The 16242-nt window shown below is 70.7% G+C and carries 15 protein-coding genes and 1 pseudogene; 10 read left to right on the forward strand and 6 right to left on the reverse strand.

The window, feature by feature from the left end:
- From ACK5IN_RS09895 to pxpA, 3 genes and pseudogenes are all read right to left on the reverse strand, one after another.
- Positions 1-661: pseudogene (locus tag ACK5IN_RS09895) on the reverse strand (DNA-directed RNA polymerase subunit beta); the annotation flags it as partial.
- A 237-nt stretch (positions 662-898) separates the two neighbouring features.
- Entirely contained in the window at positions 899-2470 is a 1572-nt protein-coding gene (locus ACK5IN_RS09900; protein WP_416896023.1) for a 5-oxoprolinase/urea amidolyase family protein, read from the reverse strand.
- Complete coding sequence (gene pxpA, locus ACK5IN_RS09905; RefSeq protein WP_416896024.1) at positions 2464-3219, reverse strand: 5-oxoprolinase subunit PxpA; 756 nt, start codon at positions 3217-3219, stop codon at positions 2464-2466. Before pxpA ends, ACK5IN_RS09900 begins: the two co-directional genes overlap by 7 nt.
- 35 nt (positions 3220-3254) lie before the next feature.
- Here pxpA and ACK5IN_RS09910 point away from each other — a divergent pair, with 35 nt between their 5' ends.
- From ACK5IN_RS09910 to ACK5IN_RS09920, 3 genes are all read left to right on the forward strand, one after another.
- Entirely contained in the window at positions 3255-4121 is an 867-nt protein-coding gene (locus ACK5IN_RS09910; protein WP_416896025.1) for a spermidine synthase, read from the forward strand.
- A gap of 88 nt (positions 4122-4209) precedes the next feature.
- Positions 4210-4737: a hypothetical protein gene (locus ACK5IN_RS09915; protein WP_416896026.1), complete on the forward strand. Its 528-nt coding sequence runs from the start codon at positions 4210-4212 to the stop codon at positions 4735-4737.
- Between the two features lie 29 nt (positions 4738-4766).
- Positions 4767-5255, forward strand: coding sequence for a SprT-like domain-containing protein (locus tag ACK5IN_RS09920; protein ID WP_416896027.1), 489 nt, complete (start codon positions 4767-4769; stop codon positions 5253-5255).
- A 9-nt stretch (positions 5256-5264) separates the two neighbouring features.
- Here ACK5IN_RS09920 and ACK5IN_RS09925 read toward each other — a convergent pair whose 3' ends face one another.
- Positions 5265-5894: a 2-phosphosulfolactate phosphatase gene (locus ACK5IN_RS09925; RefSeq protein ID WP_416896028.1), complete on the reverse strand. Its 630-nt coding sequence runs from the start codon at positions 5892-5894 to the stop codon at positions 5265-5267.
- Positions 5895-5954: 60 nt separating this feature from the next.
- On the opposite strand from ACK5IN_RS09925, the gene ACK5IN_RS09930 reads away from it, so the two are divergent.
- From ACK5IN_RS09930 to ACK5IN_RS09950, 5 genes are all read left to right on the forward strand, one after another.
- Complete coding sequence (locus ACK5IN_RS09930; protein ID WP_416896029.1) at positions 5955-6494, forward strand: hypothetical protein; 540 nt, start codon at positions 5955-5957, stop codon at positions 6492-6494.
- A 147-nt stretch (positions 6495-6641) separates the two neighbouring features.
- Positions 6642-7490 carry a nitrilase-related carbon-nitrogen hydrolase gene (locus tag ACK5IN_RS09935; RefSeq protein ID WP_416896030.1) on the forward strand — a complete coding sequence of 283 codons (849 nt, stop codon included), beginning with the start codon at positions 6642-6644 and terminating at the stop codon, positions 7488-7490.
- Positions 7487-8923 (forward strand): dihydropyrimidinase, encoded by a 1437-nt coding sequence (gene hydA, locus ACK5IN_RS09940; RefSeq protein ID WP_416896031.1) that lies wholly within the window; start codon positions 7487-7489, stop codon positions 8921-8923. Before ACK5IN_RS09935 ends, hydA begins: the two co-directional genes overlap by 4 nt.
- A 2-nt stretch (positions 8924-8925) precedes the next feature.
- Entirely contained in the window at positions 8926-9942 is a 1017-nt protein-coding gene (locus ACK5IN_RS09945) for a TIGR03842 family LLM class F420-dependent oxidoreductase (RefSeq protein WP_416896037.1), read from the forward strand.
- Between the two features lie 11 nt (positions 9943-9953).
- Positions 9954-11153: an alpha/beta fold hydrolase gene (locus ACK5IN_RS09950; RefSeq protein ID WP_416896032.1), complete on the forward strand. Its 1200-nt coding sequence runs from the start codon at positions 9954-9956 to the stop codon at positions 11151-11153.
- Between the two features lie 6 nt (positions 11154-11159).
- On the opposite strand, the gene ACK5IN_RS09955 is transcribed toward ACK5IN_RS09950, so the two are convergent.
- Positions 11160-12371, reverse strand: coding sequence for a carbamoyl-phosphate synthase large subunit (locus ACK5IN_RS09955; protein WP_416896033.1), 1212 nt, complete (start codon positions 12369-12371; stop codon positions 11160-11162).
- A gap of 124 nt (positions 12372-12495) precedes the next feature.
- Here ACK5IN_RS09955 and ACK5IN_RS09960 point away from each other — a divergent pair, with 124 nt between their 5' ends.
- The gene (locus ACK5IN_RS09960) at positions 12496-13992 is read left to right on the forward strand and encodes a CoA-acylating methylmalonate-semialdehyde dehydrogenase (protein ID WP_416896034.1); all 1497 of its coding nucleotides are present in this window, start codon (positions 12496-12498) and stop codon (positions 13990-13992) included.
- Positions 13993-14141: 149 nt separating this feature from the next.
- Here ACK5IN_RS09960 and ACK5IN_RS09965 read toward each other — a convergent pair whose 3' ends face one another.
- Positions 14142-14600: an Lrp/AsnC family transcriptional regulator gene (locus ACK5IN_RS09965; protein ID WP_416896035.1), complete on the reverse strand. Its 459-nt coding sequence runs from the start codon at positions 14598-14600 to the stop codon at positions 14142-14144.
- Positions 14601-14680: 80 nt separating this feature from the next.
- Between ACK5IN_RS09965 and ACK5IN_RS09970 the strand changes: the two genes are divergently transcribed.
- Complete coding sequence (locus ACK5IN_RS09970; RefSeq protein WP_416896036.1) at positions 14681-16126, forward strand: DUF6421 family protein; 1446 nt, start codon at positions 14681-14683, stop codon at positions 16124-16126.
- Positions 16127-16242: the final 116 nt, after the last annotated feature.

The raw sequence follows: 16242 nt of genomic DNA on the forward strand, positions 1-16242 counted from the left end.
CGGACTGCTTGCGCTTGCGGTCGATGCGCACGCCGACCTGGTCGCGCTTGTCGATCTCGAACTCGAGCCACGCGCCGCGGCTCGGGATGATGCGGGCCGAGACGATGTCCTTGTCGCTGGTCTTGTCGGCGACACGGTCGAAGTACACGCCGGGGCTGCGCACCAGCTGCGACACGACGACGCGCTCGGTGCCGTTGATGATGAACGTGCCCTTGCTGGTCTGCAGCGGGAAGTCGCCCATGAAGACCGTCTGGGTCTTGATCTCACCGGTCTGGTGGTTCATGAACTCGGCCTCGACGTACAGCGGGGCCGCGTACGTCTTGCCGCGCTCCTTGCACTCCTCGATGGAGTACTTCTCGGGCTCGAGATAGGGGTTGGTGAAGCTCAGCTGCATCGTCTCGCTGAGGTCTTCGATCGGCGAGATCTCTTCGAAGATCTCCTCCAGGCCGCTGATCTCGGCGATGTCGGTGCGACCGGCGGCCTGCGCGGCAGCCAGGCGCTCCTTCCACGCGTCGTTGCCGACGAGCCAGTCGAACGACTCGGTCTGCAGCGCGAGAAGGTCGGGGACCGTCAACGTGTCAGAGATCTTGGCGAACGAAAGTCGCGATGCTCCGCGTCCGTTCTTGAGGGTGGTGGTTATTGCGTTGGGCGCAGCAGCCAAGGGGGTTACCTCCGTAAGCCCGGGCGGGGCTAGGTTCCTTGTCGTGGGTGGCGGGCTCTCTCCTCCCCGAAACCTGCGCGTCACACCTCATCGATGCCGATGAGGGAGCGCAGCCACAGCCGACCACCATATGAAGGCAGGGGGAATCCAAGAGCGCAACTAGCAACTATACCCGTGATGACGCGCCGTGTCCACTCGCTGCTTGACGATGGCCATCCCGTCGGGTATAACCGCGCGTCAGAGCACCGGGCGCGCATGTCGGAAGCGGATGCCGGTGCCCGGCCGGGCCTGCGCGAGCGCGTCGAGCGAGGCATCCGCCACCACCGCGATCACCGGGTATCCGCCGGTCACCGGGCCATCGGCGAGGAGGATCGTCGGGCGCCCACCGGGCGGCACCTGCAGCGCCCCCGGCACCATGCCCTCGCTGGGCAGCTCGCCGTCGCGCGTGCGGTCGAGCGCCGGGCCGTCCAAGCGCATCCCGACACGGTCGGCGTCGTTCGTGACGACCCACCGCGCCTCGAACAGGAGGCGCTGCGCGTCGGCCGGGAACCAGTCGGCACGGGGCCCCGGCGCCAGTTCGAGCTCGAGCTCGGCGTCGTCGGGCGGCCCCCAAGGGGCGAGGTCGGCGGGCGGGATCGGCGCGTCGGCGACGCCCACCGGCAGCACGTCGCCCGCAGCCAGCGGAGCGTGGCCGAGACCGGCCATGAGGTCGGCGGCGCGCGCCCCGGCGACCACCTCGGTGTCGATGCCGCCGCGCACGGCGAGGTAGCTGCGAGCGCCGCGGGCGAGCCAGTCGACGTGCAGCTCGGTGCCGGCCGGCCACCGCGCGGCGCCGTACGGGTCGATCGCCTCCCCGTCGATGCGGATCGGCCCCCAGCCACCGGCGACGGCGACCCACAGGTCGCGCTCGGCGACGGCACGGAGGCCGCCCATCGTCACCTCGATGCCCGCGGCGCGCTCGTCGTTGCCGACGAGCCGGTTCGCCGTGCGCAGCGCACCGCGGTCGAGGGCACCCGACCGTGCGACGCCCTCCGCCGCGCGCCCCGGACGTCCGAGGTCCTGCACGGTCGCCAGCAGACCGGGCTGCGTCACGCGCACGGCGTCGCTGCGCTCCGCGCCTGTTCGCGGCGCACGCGCCACCGACCCGTGCAGCGGATGCCGCGAAGACCCGCGCGCAGGGGACGACTCCTCGACGAACTGCACGCGCGTGCCGGGGGCGAGCAGCGCTGGGGGCTCGGCGCCCGGCCGCCACAGCGGGGCGGGCGTCGTGCCGATCAGGCGCCACCCGCCGGGGGTCTCCCGCGGGTACGCCCCCGTGAACCCGGCGGCCAGGCCCACGGCACCCGGGGGCACACGGGTGCGGGGCGTGCCCAGCCGGGGCACGTCGAACCGCCAGCCGTCGCTGACCAGGTACCCGAAACCGGGCGCGAAGCCCGTGAAGGCGACCGTCCACTCCGCGTCGCGGTGGCGGCGCACGAGCTCGTCGACGTCGACGCCCAGCAGCGCCGCGGTGTCGGCCAGATCGGGGCCGTCGTAGGCGATCGGCAGCTCGACGCGAGGGCCGGAGGCATCCACACGCCGCCCCCGAGCCGCGCCGGAGCGCTCGATCCACGACCGCGCGGCCGAGAGTGCCAGCACGTCCGGGTCGAGGCACACCAGCACCGTGCGCGCAGCCGGCACCAGCTCGACCACTCCGGGCGGGCGGGATGCCTCGAGCCGGCCGTGCAGTGCCAGCACCTCGTCGAGCGCGGCCACCTCGACCAGCAGGGCGCGCTCGCCCATCGGCAGGATGCGCGCGGGGCTCACCACGGCGCGCGCACCTCGACGCCGGCGGCATCCAGCGCCGCACGCACCGCCCGGGCCATGGCGACCGCCGACGGCGAGTCGCCGTGTACGCACAGTGAGGCCGCGCGCGCCTCGATGCGGGACCCGTCGACCGTGTCGACCACGCCCTCGCATGCGAGCAGCACGGCGCGCTCGGCCACGCGCTGCGGATCGTCGAGCAGGGCGCCGGGGTCGGTGCGCGGCACGAGGGTTCCGTCGGGCAGGTACCCGCGGTCGAGGAAAGCCTCTCGCACGAACGGCAGCCCCGCCGCGGCGGCCGCATCGGCGAGCGCGTCGCCCAGACCCAGCACCGGCACCGCGCGACCGCGCCGGGTCGCCAGGTCGGCGACCGCCGCCGTGACGGCGCGTGCGACGGCAGGTCGCGCGCCAGCGGCGTGATAGAGCGCGCCATGCGGTTTCACGTAACGGATACCGGCGCCCGCCGCCTCCAGCGCGGCGAGCTGCGCCGCGACCTCGACGCGCAGCGAGGCCGGGTCGATCGCGAGCGCGGTGCGACCGAAGCCCGCGCGGTCGGGGAAGGACGGATGCGCCCCCAGCGCCACCCCGAACCGCGACGCGCGGGCGACCGCCGCGCGCATCGACGCATCGTCGCCGGCATGCCCGCCACAGGCGACGCTCGCGCTGGAGACGACGGCGAACATCGCCTCGTCGTCGGCGGTCGGCACGCCGTCGACCGTCTCGCCGAGGTCGGCATTGAGGTCGATGGTCGCCATGCCCCCACGGTAGCCGGGGTGAGTACGGTGGGGGGATGGCGCGTGCGCACCTCGAGCCCGACGACGCCCCGCGGGCCCGCCTGTCGGACGGGACCGTCGCGCGCATCGTGCCGTCGCGGTTCGCCGGCGGCTTCGAGCTCGAGGTCGACGGCACCCCGCAGTCGCACGTCGACCCGGGCGATCCCACCCACCTGCACTTCGAGTACGTCGCGCGCATGGGCGCGGTGATCGACGGACTGCGGATGCCGGGGCAGCCCCTCACCGCCGTGCACCTGGGCGCTGGGGCCCTCACCCTGCCCCGCTACGTCGAGGCGACACGCCCCGGTTCGCGCCAGCAGGTCATCGAGCTCGAGCCCGCTCTGATCGAGCTGGTGCGGGAGCATCTGCCGCTGCCGCGGCGAGCGGCGATCCGCACGCGCATCGGCGATGCCCGTGAGCGCCTCGCACGGCTGCCAGACGCCCTGCGCGGACGGGTCGACCTGCTCGTCTCGGACGTCTATTCGGGCGCCCAGACCCCGGCCCACCTCACCACCATCGAGTTCTACACCGATGCCGCGGCGCTGCTCGCGCCCGACGGCGTACTGCTGGTGAACGTGGCCGACGGCGGCGGGCTCGCGTATGCGCGACGCCAGATCGCGACGGTGCGCGAGGTGCTGGCCCACGTCGTCGTGCTGGCCGAGGTGCAGGTGCTCAAGGGGCGCCGGTTCGGCAACCTCGTCATCGCGGCGTCGGCGGCGCCCTTGCCGACCGCGCTGCTGCCGCGGCTGATGGCCGCCGGCCCGCACCCGGCGAAGGTGGCGCACGGCGCCGAGCTCGATGAGCTGGTGCGCGGGTCGCGCCCGGCGACGGATGCGGATGCCACGCCGTCGCCGCGGCCCACGGCATCCCTTTTCGAGCGCTGACCGGCGGGATGGATGCCGGTGCCCGGCGTGCCACGGCCGCGGAACGCCATGGCCGGGGCAGACTGTACGGCGAGCGGAGGGAGCGACGGTGAGTTTCATCAAGGGCTACGACCCCGACACCTTGCGTGAGACGGTCGACACCCGTGAGTGCATGGACCGGCTCGACGAGATCGGCGAGCAGCGCAGCCTGCCCGCACTGCTCGAACGGGTGTGGCTGCTGAAGGTGCTGGACCGGCTCGAGGACTCGCTGGTGCTGGCGGAGGAGGCGGTGCGCGTCGCGCGCATGGCCGGCACCCGCAAGGATCTGCTGCGGGCACGCATTCTGCACGCGTCGGTGCAGCAGTTCCGCGGCGCATACGCCGCCGCAGAGCATGAGCTCACCACGTGCGCCGAGGAGGCCGAGGGCCAGGAGTGGCCGGGTATCGCCGCGTTCGCCTACCAGCATCGCGGCAAGGTGCACTACGACCGCGGCGATTTCGAGCAGGCCCGCGCCGACTTCACGCGCGCGCTGTTCCTGCGTCAGGAGCACGGGGTGCCCGACGATCAGCTCGAGTCGACGCTGCTCGCGATCGACGCCGCCGACCGGCGCCGGTTCTTGCCGGCCGCCGCCGGGTGAGTGTCGGGGATACGTTCTCGTCTCGCTGCATGTCTGATCTGCACCGTGTGCGCGGTTGGGCCGACGCACTGATCCGCCTTCATCTCGACGACTCGTGGTCGTTCGGGTTCGACAACGCGAAGCGCCGCGCCGGACTGTGCGACTTCCAGCGCCGACGAATCTCTCTCTCGCGGTACCTCGCGGCCCGCTACGACGACGACACGAACCATCAGACCCTGCTGCACGAGGTCGCACACGCGCTTGCCGGTCCCGGCACCGGGCACGGGGCTGCGTGGAAGACGATCGCCCGCGACCTCGGATACGTCGGCGGCACGACCCATCACGGCGAGACGGCGACCGAGCTGGCGCCGTGGGTCGGGCACTGCCCGAGCGGACACGTCGTCTACCGGCACCGCCGACCCACACGAGCGACCTCGTGCGCGCAGTGCGCGCCGCGGTTCGACGCCCAGTTCACGCTCACATGGACGCGGCGTGAGATCAGCCGCTCCACCCGGCTCGCGGCCATGACCCCGCGGTGAGCCGACGGGTCACAGAGCCTTGAAGACCCCTCCGCACAGCACGGGCACGGTGGAGGTGGCATCCAGCTCGGCCGCGCACAGCACCTCGTCGTGCAGGCCGCGTTCGATGAGCTCCTGCCCCGATCCGCTGGCGGCCAGCAGGTGTCGCAGCCCGCCCCGCAGCCCGCGGAAGGCCTCACCGGCCCCGGCCGCCTCCGGTGAGGAATGGTCGAGCCCGAGCGCTGCGAGCGCATCGATGATCGCGCCCGCGCCGAGCTGATCCTCCACGGCGAACCGCGGTTCACCCGCGCCGAACTCACCGCAGGCGATCACCGCGATACTCGTCCGCGCGCCGCGACGCTGCTGCTCGGCGAGCACGGCACGGGCGACGGCGGTCGCGTTGCGCAGGCATCCGAGCAGCACGAGTGGCGCCGGCTCACGGCCGACCGCGGCCGCGGTGACCGCCGCACCGTTGATCGACACAGCGTGCAACTCGGCCATGGCCACGCTGTCGCCGCGGGCGACCGCGTCGGTCACCGTCGTTGAGAACCGCAGCACGTCGACGACCACGACGATGTCGGCACCGGCCAGCCGCGCGAGCCCGGCAGCACCCCACTCGACACGCACCTGATAGCGATGTTGGTCGAAGGGGTGCGGCATCCCGCCAGCGTACGCGTCTCCGTGCACGCCGGGTCAGCGCCCGAGTGGAAGACTGGGCGCATGCGGATTCTGCTGAAGCTCGAGATCGGCTGCGACGTCGATGCGGCGTGGCGTGCGCTGCACTCCCCGCGCGCCGTGGCCGAGCTGTACGGCCCGATCGTCGACCTCGATCCGCTCGACCCGGCCGGTCTGGCGACGAGTTGGGCATCACCGTCGGTGGGGGTCGACGGCGCCGTGGGCGTACAGCTGCGACTGGCGAGCATCCTTCCCCTCGGTCGGCAGCTCATCCACCCCGGCGATCTGACGCTGACCGACCCGCGCGACGGCGAGCCGGTGCGGGTGCTCCGCGATGCCGGCATCCCGATCTCCGGTCCGCTCGCGGCGCTGGATGTCTGGGACCACCAGATCGCCGTCTCCCCGTCGCCGCACCACCCGGAGCGCACGCTGTGGCGCGACCGGCTCGTGATCGGCGGCGCAGCGGCTCCGCTGCTGTGGCCGCTCCTGTGGGGCGTGTGGCAGTGGCGTGCCGCACGCCTGCGCGTGCTCGCTCCCACGTGGGCACACGACCTGCCCGAACGCAACGCTGCAGAGGCCCCGTGAACCACGGTGCGCCAGGAGGCGCCGCGGGCTGGCGGCGCATCCTCACCGCCGCTCGACGTAGAGGAGCATCAGACCCCCTTTACGGAATCGCGACGTTCTGGAACTGTGGGGTCACTGCAACAAGCGCGTGAGCCAACGGAGGCACAAGTGACGACGGTGAAAGCGGCCATCAGCCAGACCACCTGGACCGGCGACAAAGAGTCGATGCTCGACAAGCACGAGCAGTTCGCGCGGGATGCCGCGGCTCAGGGCGCCCAGGCGATGAGCTTTCAGGAGCTCTTCTACGGCCCCTACTTCGGCATCACCCAGGACCAGAAGTACTACCGCTTCGCCGAGTCGGCCGACGGCCCGATCGTGCAGCGATTCGCGTCGGTCGCCAAGGAGCTCGGCATGGTCCTCGTGCTGCCGATCTACGAGGAGGCGCAGACCGGCGTTTACTACAACACGTCGGTGCTGGTCGACGCCGACGGCAGCGTGCTCGGCACCTACCGCAAGAACCACCTGCCGCATCTGGAGAAGTTCTGGGAGAAGTTCTACTTCCGCCCCGGCAACCTCGGCTACCCGGTGTGGGAGACGGCGGTCGGCCGGGTCGGCATGTACATCTGCTACGACCGGCACTTCCCCGAGGGGTGGCGCGAGCTGGGCCTGGCGGGGGCGCACATGGTGTTCAATCCGAACGCGACCAAACCGGGGCTCAGCAACCGCCTGTGGGAGGTGGAGGGCCCCGCCGCAGCGGTGGCGAACGGGTACTTCGTGCTGCAGCCGAACCGGGTCGGGCGCGAAGACAACGAGTACGGAGAGGATGCCGTGGCCTTCTACGGCACGAGCCAGGTCATCGATCCGCGGGGGGACTTCGTCGGTGCGCGCGGCTCGAGCGAGCACGAGGAGGTGCTCGTGCGCGACCTCGACATGGACATGGTGCAGCAGATGCGCGACGACTGGCAGTTCTACCGCGATCGCCGGCCCGACACGTACGAGGGGATCGTCGCCCCATGACCACGACCCTCATCACCGGCGGCACCGTCGTCTCGGCCACGGGCCGCGGCGAGGCCGACGTGCTCATCGACGGCGAGACCATCCAGGCGGTGCTCGCACCGGGTTCGCAACTGCTCGGCAGCGACCTGAAGGCATCCGTCGACACCGTCATCGACGCCACCGGCAGGCTGGTCATCCCCGGCGGCATCGACGCGCACACGCATATGCAGATGCCGTTCGGGGGCACCGAGGCATCCGACACCTTCGAGACGGGCACACGCGCGGCGGCCTGGGGAGGCACGACGACCATCGTCGACTTCGCGATCCAGCGCTACGGCGAGCGCGTACAGGACGGCCTGGCGCACTGGCACGAGCTGGCCGCGGGCAACTGCGCGGTCGACTACGGGTTCCATCAGATCGTCGGCGGCGTCGACGACGACTCGCTGTCCGCGATGCGGGGGCTGCTCGACGAGGGGGTGTCGAGCTTCAAGCTCTTCATGGCGTACCCGGGTGTGTTCTACTCCGATGACGCGCAGGTGCTCAGGGCCATGCAGGTGTCGGCCGAGACGGGGCTCATGACGATGATGCACGCCGAGAACGGCCCGGCGATCGACGTGCTCGCCGAGCAGCTGGTCGCCGCGGGCAAGACCGACCCGTACTATCACGGCGTCGCGCGGGCCTGGCAGCTCGAAGAGGAGGCGACGCACCGCGCGATCATGCTGGCGGATGTCACCGGCGCGCCGCTGTACGTCGTGCACGTGAGCGCCAAGCAGGCGGCCGCGCAGATCGCGTGGGCGCGCGACGACGGCAAGAACGTGTTCGGCGAGACGTGCCCGCAGTACCTGTATCTGTCGCTCGAAGAGCAGCTGGGCGCCTCAAGCGACCAGTGGGGCACGTTCGAGGGGGCCAAGTGGGTGTGCTCCACGCCGCTGCGCTCGCGCGCCGAGGGCCACCAGGACAGCATGTGGCAGGCGCTGCGCACGAACGACCTGCAGATGGTGTCGACCGACCACTGCCCGTTCTGCATGAAGGACCAGAAAGAGCTCGGTATCGGCGACTTCCGTGCCATCCCGAACGGCATCGGGTCGGTCGAGCACCGCATGAACCTGCTCTACCAGGGCGTGGTCACCGGCGAGCTGTCGCTGGAGCGGTGGGTGGAGCTGACCAGCACGACGCCCGCGCGCATGTTCGGCATGTACGGCCGCAAGGGCGTCATCCAACCCGGCGCCGACGGCGACATCGTCATCTACGATCCCGACGGGCACACCTCGATCGGCGTGGACAAGACCCACCACATGAACATGGACCACGCCGCCTGGGAGGGCTTCGAGATCGACGGGCACGTCGACACGGTGCTCTCGCGCGGACGGGTCATCGTCGACGACGGCGAGTACCGCGGGCGGCCCGGCGACGGCCGGTTCGTCCGCCGTGGCGTCTCGCAGTACCTGGTGTGAGCATGGACTTCGGCGTCGTCCTGCAGACCAACCCGCCCGCGGCACGCGTGGTGCAGCTGTCGCAGCTGGCTGAGGCGCACGGCTTCAGCCACGTGTGGACGTTCGACTCGCACCTGCTGTGGCAGGAGCCGTACGTCATCCACTCGGCGATCCTCGCGAACACGCATCGTGTGACCGTCGGCCCGTTCGTGACGAATCCGGCCACGCGGGACTGGACCGTCACGGCATCCGTCTTCGCCACCCTCAACGAGATGTACGGCAACCGCACGGTCTGCGGCATCGGCCGGGGCGACTCGGCCGTGCGGGTGACCGGTGGCACGCCCACGACGCTGCGCGAGCTGCGCGAGGCGATCCACGTGATCCGCGAACTGGGCAACTCGCGTACCGCGGAGTACAACGGTGCGACCCTGCAGTTCCCGTGGAGCCACGGGTCGTCGCTCGAGGTGTGGGTCGCCGCATACGGGCCGCTCGCGCTGAAGCTGGCTGGCGAGGTCGGCGACGGGTTCATCCTGCAGCTGGCGGACGTCGACATCGCGGAGTGGATGATCAGGACGGTGAAGGATGCCGCGGCCGCCGCCGGCCGCGACCCCGACGCGCTCGCCTTCTGCGTGGCCGCACCCATGTACATCGGCGACGACATGGCGCACATGCGCGAGCAGTGCCGGTGGTTCGGCGGCATGGTCGGCAACCACGTCGCCGACATCGTCGCCAAGTATGGCGACGGCGATGTCGTACCCGAGGCGCTGACCGACTACATCGCGGGGCGTGAAGGGTACGACTACAACACGCACGGCAAGGCCGACAACGACCACGTCGACTTCGTGCCCGACGAGATCGTCGACCGGTTCTGCGTGCTGGGGCCCGCCGAGGCGCACATCGAGAAGCTGAGGCGACTCAAGGACCTCGGCGTCACGCAGTTCGCCGGCTACCTGCAGCACGACAGCAAGGAGGAGACGCTGCGCGTCTACGGCGAGACGGTCATCCCCGCCCTGCGCGAGCACGTCACCGCGAAGCGGTAGGCTGTGGCACCGTGGGGCGAGCAAACGACCGGTTGCTGCGCGCCACGGCCGTACGCACGCACGGGCTCCGGCGCGTACGCCGGCCGGCGACCGCCACGACGCCGGAGTTCGACCTGGCGTACGTGCGCACGGGGCCGACCGCCGGCATCCCGATCCTGCTGATCCCCGGCGGGCCGGGGCTCGCCTCGGTGCTGCCGTATCGCGGACTGCGCCGGCGGGCGGCACGGCAGGGTCTCGACGTCATCATGGTGGAGCATCGAGGCGTCGGGCTCTCCCGCACCGACACCCGAGGTGTCGACCTGCCGTTCGACGCGATGCGGGTGACCGACGTGCTCGACGACCTCGCGGCGGTACTCGACCGCGAGGGGGTGCACTCCGCCCATGTCGTGGGGTCGTCGTACGGCAGCTATCTCGCGTCGGGCTTCGGGGTGCGGCATCCCGATCGCGTCGCCGGGATGCTGCTCGACTCGGCACTGCAGTCGACCGATCATCTCGCCCTCGAGCGCGACCTCATTCGCGCGCTGTTCTGGAACGCCGACACCGCGGAGGCGAGCGCGGTGCGGCGCCTCGTCGCGTCGGGGGACGACGAGCGACAGCTGCTGGGTGTCGTGCGCGCCGCCTACGAGCTCGGCGGGATGCGGATGCTCCGCCCGCTGCTGCGGCGCCGACTGCAGCGGCGCCCGGATGCGGTGTTCACGATGCTCGACGCGTACGCCGGTCGCGGGGAGTCGATCGCCGATGTCGCCGCCGTCTACGAGTTCGGCCGGGTCGGGGCGATCGCCTTCCGCGAGCTGCACTACGGGGCAGCCCCGGACGGGCTGCCACTCGACCCGGCGCTCGTCTACCAGCCGCTCGCAGCCCGCTTCCCGGCGTTCGCGGGCGAGCCGTTCGACCTGCCCGGCGCCACCCCGGGTTTCGCCTGGCCGATGGTGCTGCTGGCCGGCGACCGCGACCTGCGCACCCCGACCACCATCGCCCACCGCGTCGCCGCGACCGCGCGGGCGGGCGTGTATGTCGAGATCGAGAACGGGCACAGCGCGCTGGAGTCGCACCCGCTCGCGCTGCTGCACGCGATCGAACGGCTGGTGACCGGTGAGCAGCATCGTCTGCCCGGCGAGGCGGAGCGGATGAGCCGGATGCCGCGGCGCGGCCTCGCGGCGCGGCTCCCCGCTCTGCTGCGCACCGTGCAGCGCCTGCAACTGGACAGGTGACGCGCGTCAGACGCGCTGGGCGTGCACCGCCTCGAGGGCCTCGGCGTCCGCATCGCTCATGCCGTCGATCGGCTCGCCGTTCCACACGATGTCGCCGCCCAGCGCCTCCAGCACCGCCTCGTGGTGCCCGCGCGCGAGCTTCGCCCCGTGCACGAGCGAGGCCGGAGACCACATCATCGCGATGCCGTCGTGCCAGCCGCTGCCGACGTTGCGCACATGGATGATGTCGTGCAGCGACGTCTTCAGATGACTGAGCGGCTCGGTGAAGGCGTCGGCGACGACGGCGAGCTTGATCTCGCGCTCCACGCCCGGCTGCACCACGGCCGGAGTCTCGGCCGTGCCGGTGAGGCCCGCCACGAGCTCGTCGGTCTCGAGCAGGATGACCCCGTTGGTGGGACGAGGGTTGCACTCGATCGCGTACAGCTCGCCGTCGTGATCGACCCAGTCGAACGAGAGCTGGCCGGTGTAGCCGGAGTCGAGGGCGTCGACGAGCTTCTGCACGTACTCGAGCGTCTTCGTGCTGTCGACGCCGAGAAAGGCGATGCCGGTGCTGTGCGCCCACTGCTCGGGGGCCCGATAGGTGCAGTGCGCGGTGATGCGCCCATCGACGACGGTGCTGTAGGTGCACACCATGGGGCCGTCGACGAACGGCTGCACGAGCCAGGGCTGCTCGGGTGTGGGGTGGCAGTCGTCGACCGACATGTGGTCGGCGAGCGGACCCGTGTTCGTGAGCAGTGCGACACCGCCGCGCGAGAACGCCGCACGCGCGAAGTACCGCGGGAACTTCTCGATCGCGGCCCGCAGCGATGCGTCGTCGGTCGCGACGATCGTCTCCGGGATCGGCACGCCGGCCTGCTCGACGAGGCGCTGGAAGCTGGCCTTGTCGTGCAGCCGGGCGAGCTCTGCGAACGCACCGGTGAACAGCGTCACTCCCTCGGGCAGGTCGTGTGCGCGCGCGGCGAGGTAGAACGCCTCCTCGAAGCTGGGGAGGATCACCTCGATGTCGTGCTCTTCGACGATGGCGACCACATCGGCGATGAACTGGTCCGTCGCGAACGTGGGCGACGCGGTGACGGCGTGCGCATGCACGTACCGCGAGTGATTGCCGATCGCTCCGCCGTAGGTGTCGCTGGCGACGACCACATGCCCGGCACTGCCCAGCTTTCTGATGATGTCGAGGGCGAACGGGTTTCGAGAGCTGGTGACGAGAACGCGCATCTGTGGGGTTCCTCCTGGTCGGGTCCAGACAGCCTATCGATCGCGGTGGCTGCGGCATCCGATCTGGCGCAAACTGGACGCATGCGCCCGCGCACGACGCGGCGCACTCACGAGAGGACACACAATGACCGACACCGTCGTCGAGCACTGGATCGCTGGGGCCGCATGGCGCGGCGCCTCCGACCGCACCACCCCCGTCTACAACCCCGCGCTCGGAACGGTCGCGCGGCAGGTGCGCCTGGCGAGCCCCGCCGATGTCGACCACGCCGTCGCCGCGGCATCCACCGCCTTCGAGAGCTGGGGCGGCGCCAGCGTCGCCAAGCGCACCGCAGTGATGTTCGCGTTCCGCGAGCTGCTCAACGCCCGCAAGGACGAGCTGGCCGCGATCATCACGGCCGAGCACGGCAAGGTGCTCTCTGACGCGCTCGGCGAGATCGCCCGGGGGCTCGAGGTCGTCGAGCTCGCGTGCGGCGTCGGTGCGCTCACCAAGGGCGAGTACACCGAGAACGCCTCGACGGGCGTCGACGTGTACACGGTGCGCCAGCCGCTGGGCGTGGTCGGCATCATCAGCCCGTTCAACTTTCCGGCGATGGTGCCGCTGTGGTTCTTCGCGGTGGCGATCGCCGCCGGCAACACGGTGGTGCTCAAGCCGAGCGAGAAGGATCCGAGCGCGGCGAACTGGATGGCCGAGCTGTTCCGCGAGGCGGGGCTGCCCGACGGCGTGTTCAACGTGGTGCACGGCGACAAGGAGTCGGTCGACGCGCTGCTGCAGCATCCCGACATCCGCTCGATATCGTTCGTCGGCTCGACCCCCATCGCCCAGTACGTGTACGAGAACGGCACCCGCGCCGGAAAGCGCGTGCAGGCGTTCGGCGGCGCGAAGAACCACATGCTGGTGCTGCCCGATGCCGACCTCGACCTCGCCGCCGACGCGTGCGTGAACGCAGGCTTCGGCTCGGCGGGCGAGCGCTGCATGGCGATCTCGGTGGTGCTCGCGGTCGACGCCGTCGCCGACGAGCTGGTGACGAAGGTGACCGAGCGCATGGCGACGCTGCGCACCGGCGACGGCACGCGCGGCTGCGACATGGGGCCGCTCATCACGGCGCAGCACCGCGACAAGGTGGCTGGATACATCGAGCGCGCACCCGGCGACGGGGCGACCGTGGTCGTCGACGGGCGGGATGTCGCGGCCGACGGCGCCGCCGAGGGTTTCTGGCTCGGTCCCACCCTGATCGACCGCGTGCCGGTGACGTCGCCGGTCTATGCCGATGAGATCTTCGGCCCGGTGCTCTCGATCGTGCGGGTGGACGGGTACGAGCACGGCGTCGACATCATCAACTCGAGCCCGTACGGCAACGGCACGGCGATCTTCACCAACGACGGCGGTGCGGCCCGGCGGTTCCAGAACGAGGTGACGGTCGGCATGGTCGGCATCAACGTACCGATCCCGGTGCCTGTCGCGTACCACTCATTCGGCGGGTTCAAGGCGTCGCACTTCGGCGATGTGAAGGCCTACGGTGCACACGGCTTCGCGTTCTTCACGCAGGAGAAGGCCGTCACATCGCGATGGCTCGACCCCTCGCACGGCGGGCTGAACCTGGGTTTCCCGCAGCACGATTGACGGTTCGGATGGCCACGCCAGAACGGTGGCCGGTCGACGTCGCCTGCGGGTTCGGGGATGCGGTCAGGGATGAAGCGCAGCGTGGATGGCGCAGCACACATCTTCCATACCGTAAGACAAGTACTCAGCAGTACTTTAGAACATATTGGTCAGGGTGTCGAGGCGGCAGGGAGCACGGGGCGGTGCTCGAAGAAGGTCTGCAGCACGACCGTCGTGCGCGTGTTGACCGACGCGGCCGAGCGGATGTCGCGGATCAGCACCTCGAGCGCGCGCGGCGTCTCGACCCGCACGAAGAGCATGTAACTGGCCTCGCCTGCGATCGAATGGCACGCCTCGATCGCCGTGAGGTGCTCGAGGCGCTCGGGTGCATCGTCGGGCTGACCCGGGTCGAGCGGGGTGATCTCGATGAACGCCGACAGCGGCGTGCCGACAGCCTCGGGGTCGAGCAGCGCCCGGTAGCCCGCGATGACGCCCGTGCTCTCGAGGCGGCGCAGCCGCGCCTGCACGGCCGACACCGACAGCCCGACGGCGCCGGAGATGTCGGCGAGCGTCGCGCGCGCATCGCGGGAGATCTCGGTCACGATTGCGAGATCGACAGGATCATCCATAGATGGAAGAATATCGGTAGTTGGTGCTCATAGCTGGAAACTTTCCGGTATAGCGCACATTTCGACGATCGGAGGTTCGCATGAACGTGACGCACGCCCCTCGGCAGGCTCGGGGGCCGGAGTCACAGGCTCGGGGGCCGGAGTCACAGGCTCGGCTCGCGGAGAGCGTCGAACACTCCCCCGCATGGCTGCGACTGAAGGACGCCGCCACCGCGCTGCAGGAGCTGCAGGTGCAAGACGGGTCGGTGCGGGACGGGCATGCCGACGCGCGGGCGCTGGTCGATACGATCACCCCGGCCATCGCCGAACTCGCGCCACGGTTCCCACACGATGCCGAGTACCTCGAGGCATCCATTCGCGACTTCCAGCGCTGGGCCGACAGCGGCTTCGGCGTGCCCGACTTCTACGACTCGCTGGTGGCGTTCCAGCCGCAGCGGCACCGGGCCGACGGCATCCGTCATCTCGTCGTCTTTCCGATGTACACCCAGAACGGCTCGTCGAACCGTTTCGTCGAGGCGCTGATCGTCGAGGCGATCTGGCCCGAGTTCATCGCCGAGCTCGAGACCGAGTACACGAACACGCTGTTCCTCAGCCTGCGGCTGATCGACTTCACACCCGGCTACGACACGAACTCGGCGGTGCTGTTCCCCGAGACGGTGGCGATGCGTGAGATCCCGGCCTTCACGTGGGGCGCGATCTTCCAGGACCGTGAGGCGGCGCGCTACCGGCGTGCGGTGCGCACGGCATCCGAGATCACCCGTCTCGACCTGCCGGCCGAGGCCGCCGCGATGCTCGACGATCAGGCCCTCACCGAGAAGACGTTCGTGATGTGGGACCTCATCCACGACCGCACGCATATGCGCGGCGACCTGCCGTTCGATCCGTTCATGATCAAGCAGCGGATGCCGTACTTCCTGTACTCGCTGGAAGAGCTGCGCTGCGACCTCACCGCGTTCCGTGAGTGCGTCGAGATCGAGAACCGGCTGAGCGCCCTTCGACAGGCGCAGGGAGCGGATGCGCTGTCGGAGGTCGAGGCCGAGACGCTCGCGCAGGCGAAGCTCGTGCAGTACGCCGTGATCTTCGACCGCATCTTCCGGTTCGCGATCACCGGCTCGCGCGTGCGCAACTACGACGGACTCGGCGGTCAGCTGCTGTTCGCGTGGCTGCATGAGCGCGGCGTGCTGCACTGGACCGACACGCAGCTCACGTTCGACTGGGCCGACGTGCCCGCGGCCGTCATCGCCCTCGGTGAGCGGATCGACGAACTGTACTGGCGCTCGATCGACCGCCCGAAGACCGCGCACTGGCTCGCCGCGTACGAGCTCGTCAGCGCGACGGTGACACCGAACCCGGCGTCGCAGTGGGCGCGCGGCCTGCCCGACGACGTGCTCGCCGGGCCGCCCCGCGGGTACACCGACGCGGTGCTGGACGACGAGTTCCCGCTGTCGATGTTCTTCGAGGCGCTGGAGAAGAAGATGCGCGACGTTAGTGCCCCGACCTCGGGAATCACAGGGCGAAATGCCTGAGCTCGCCGGCCGGGTCGTGGTCGTCGCGGGAGCGACGAGCGCGAGCGGGCGCGCGGCCGCCGGAGCGCTGGTCGCGGCCGGTGCGCGCGTGAGCGCGGTGGGGCGGGATGCCACGA

It is taken from the genome of Microbacterium sp., from assembly GCF_047971895.1.
In the GTDB taxonomy this organism is placed as follows: Bacteria; Actinomycetota; Actinomycetes; order Actinomycetales; family Microbacteriaceae; genus Microbacterium.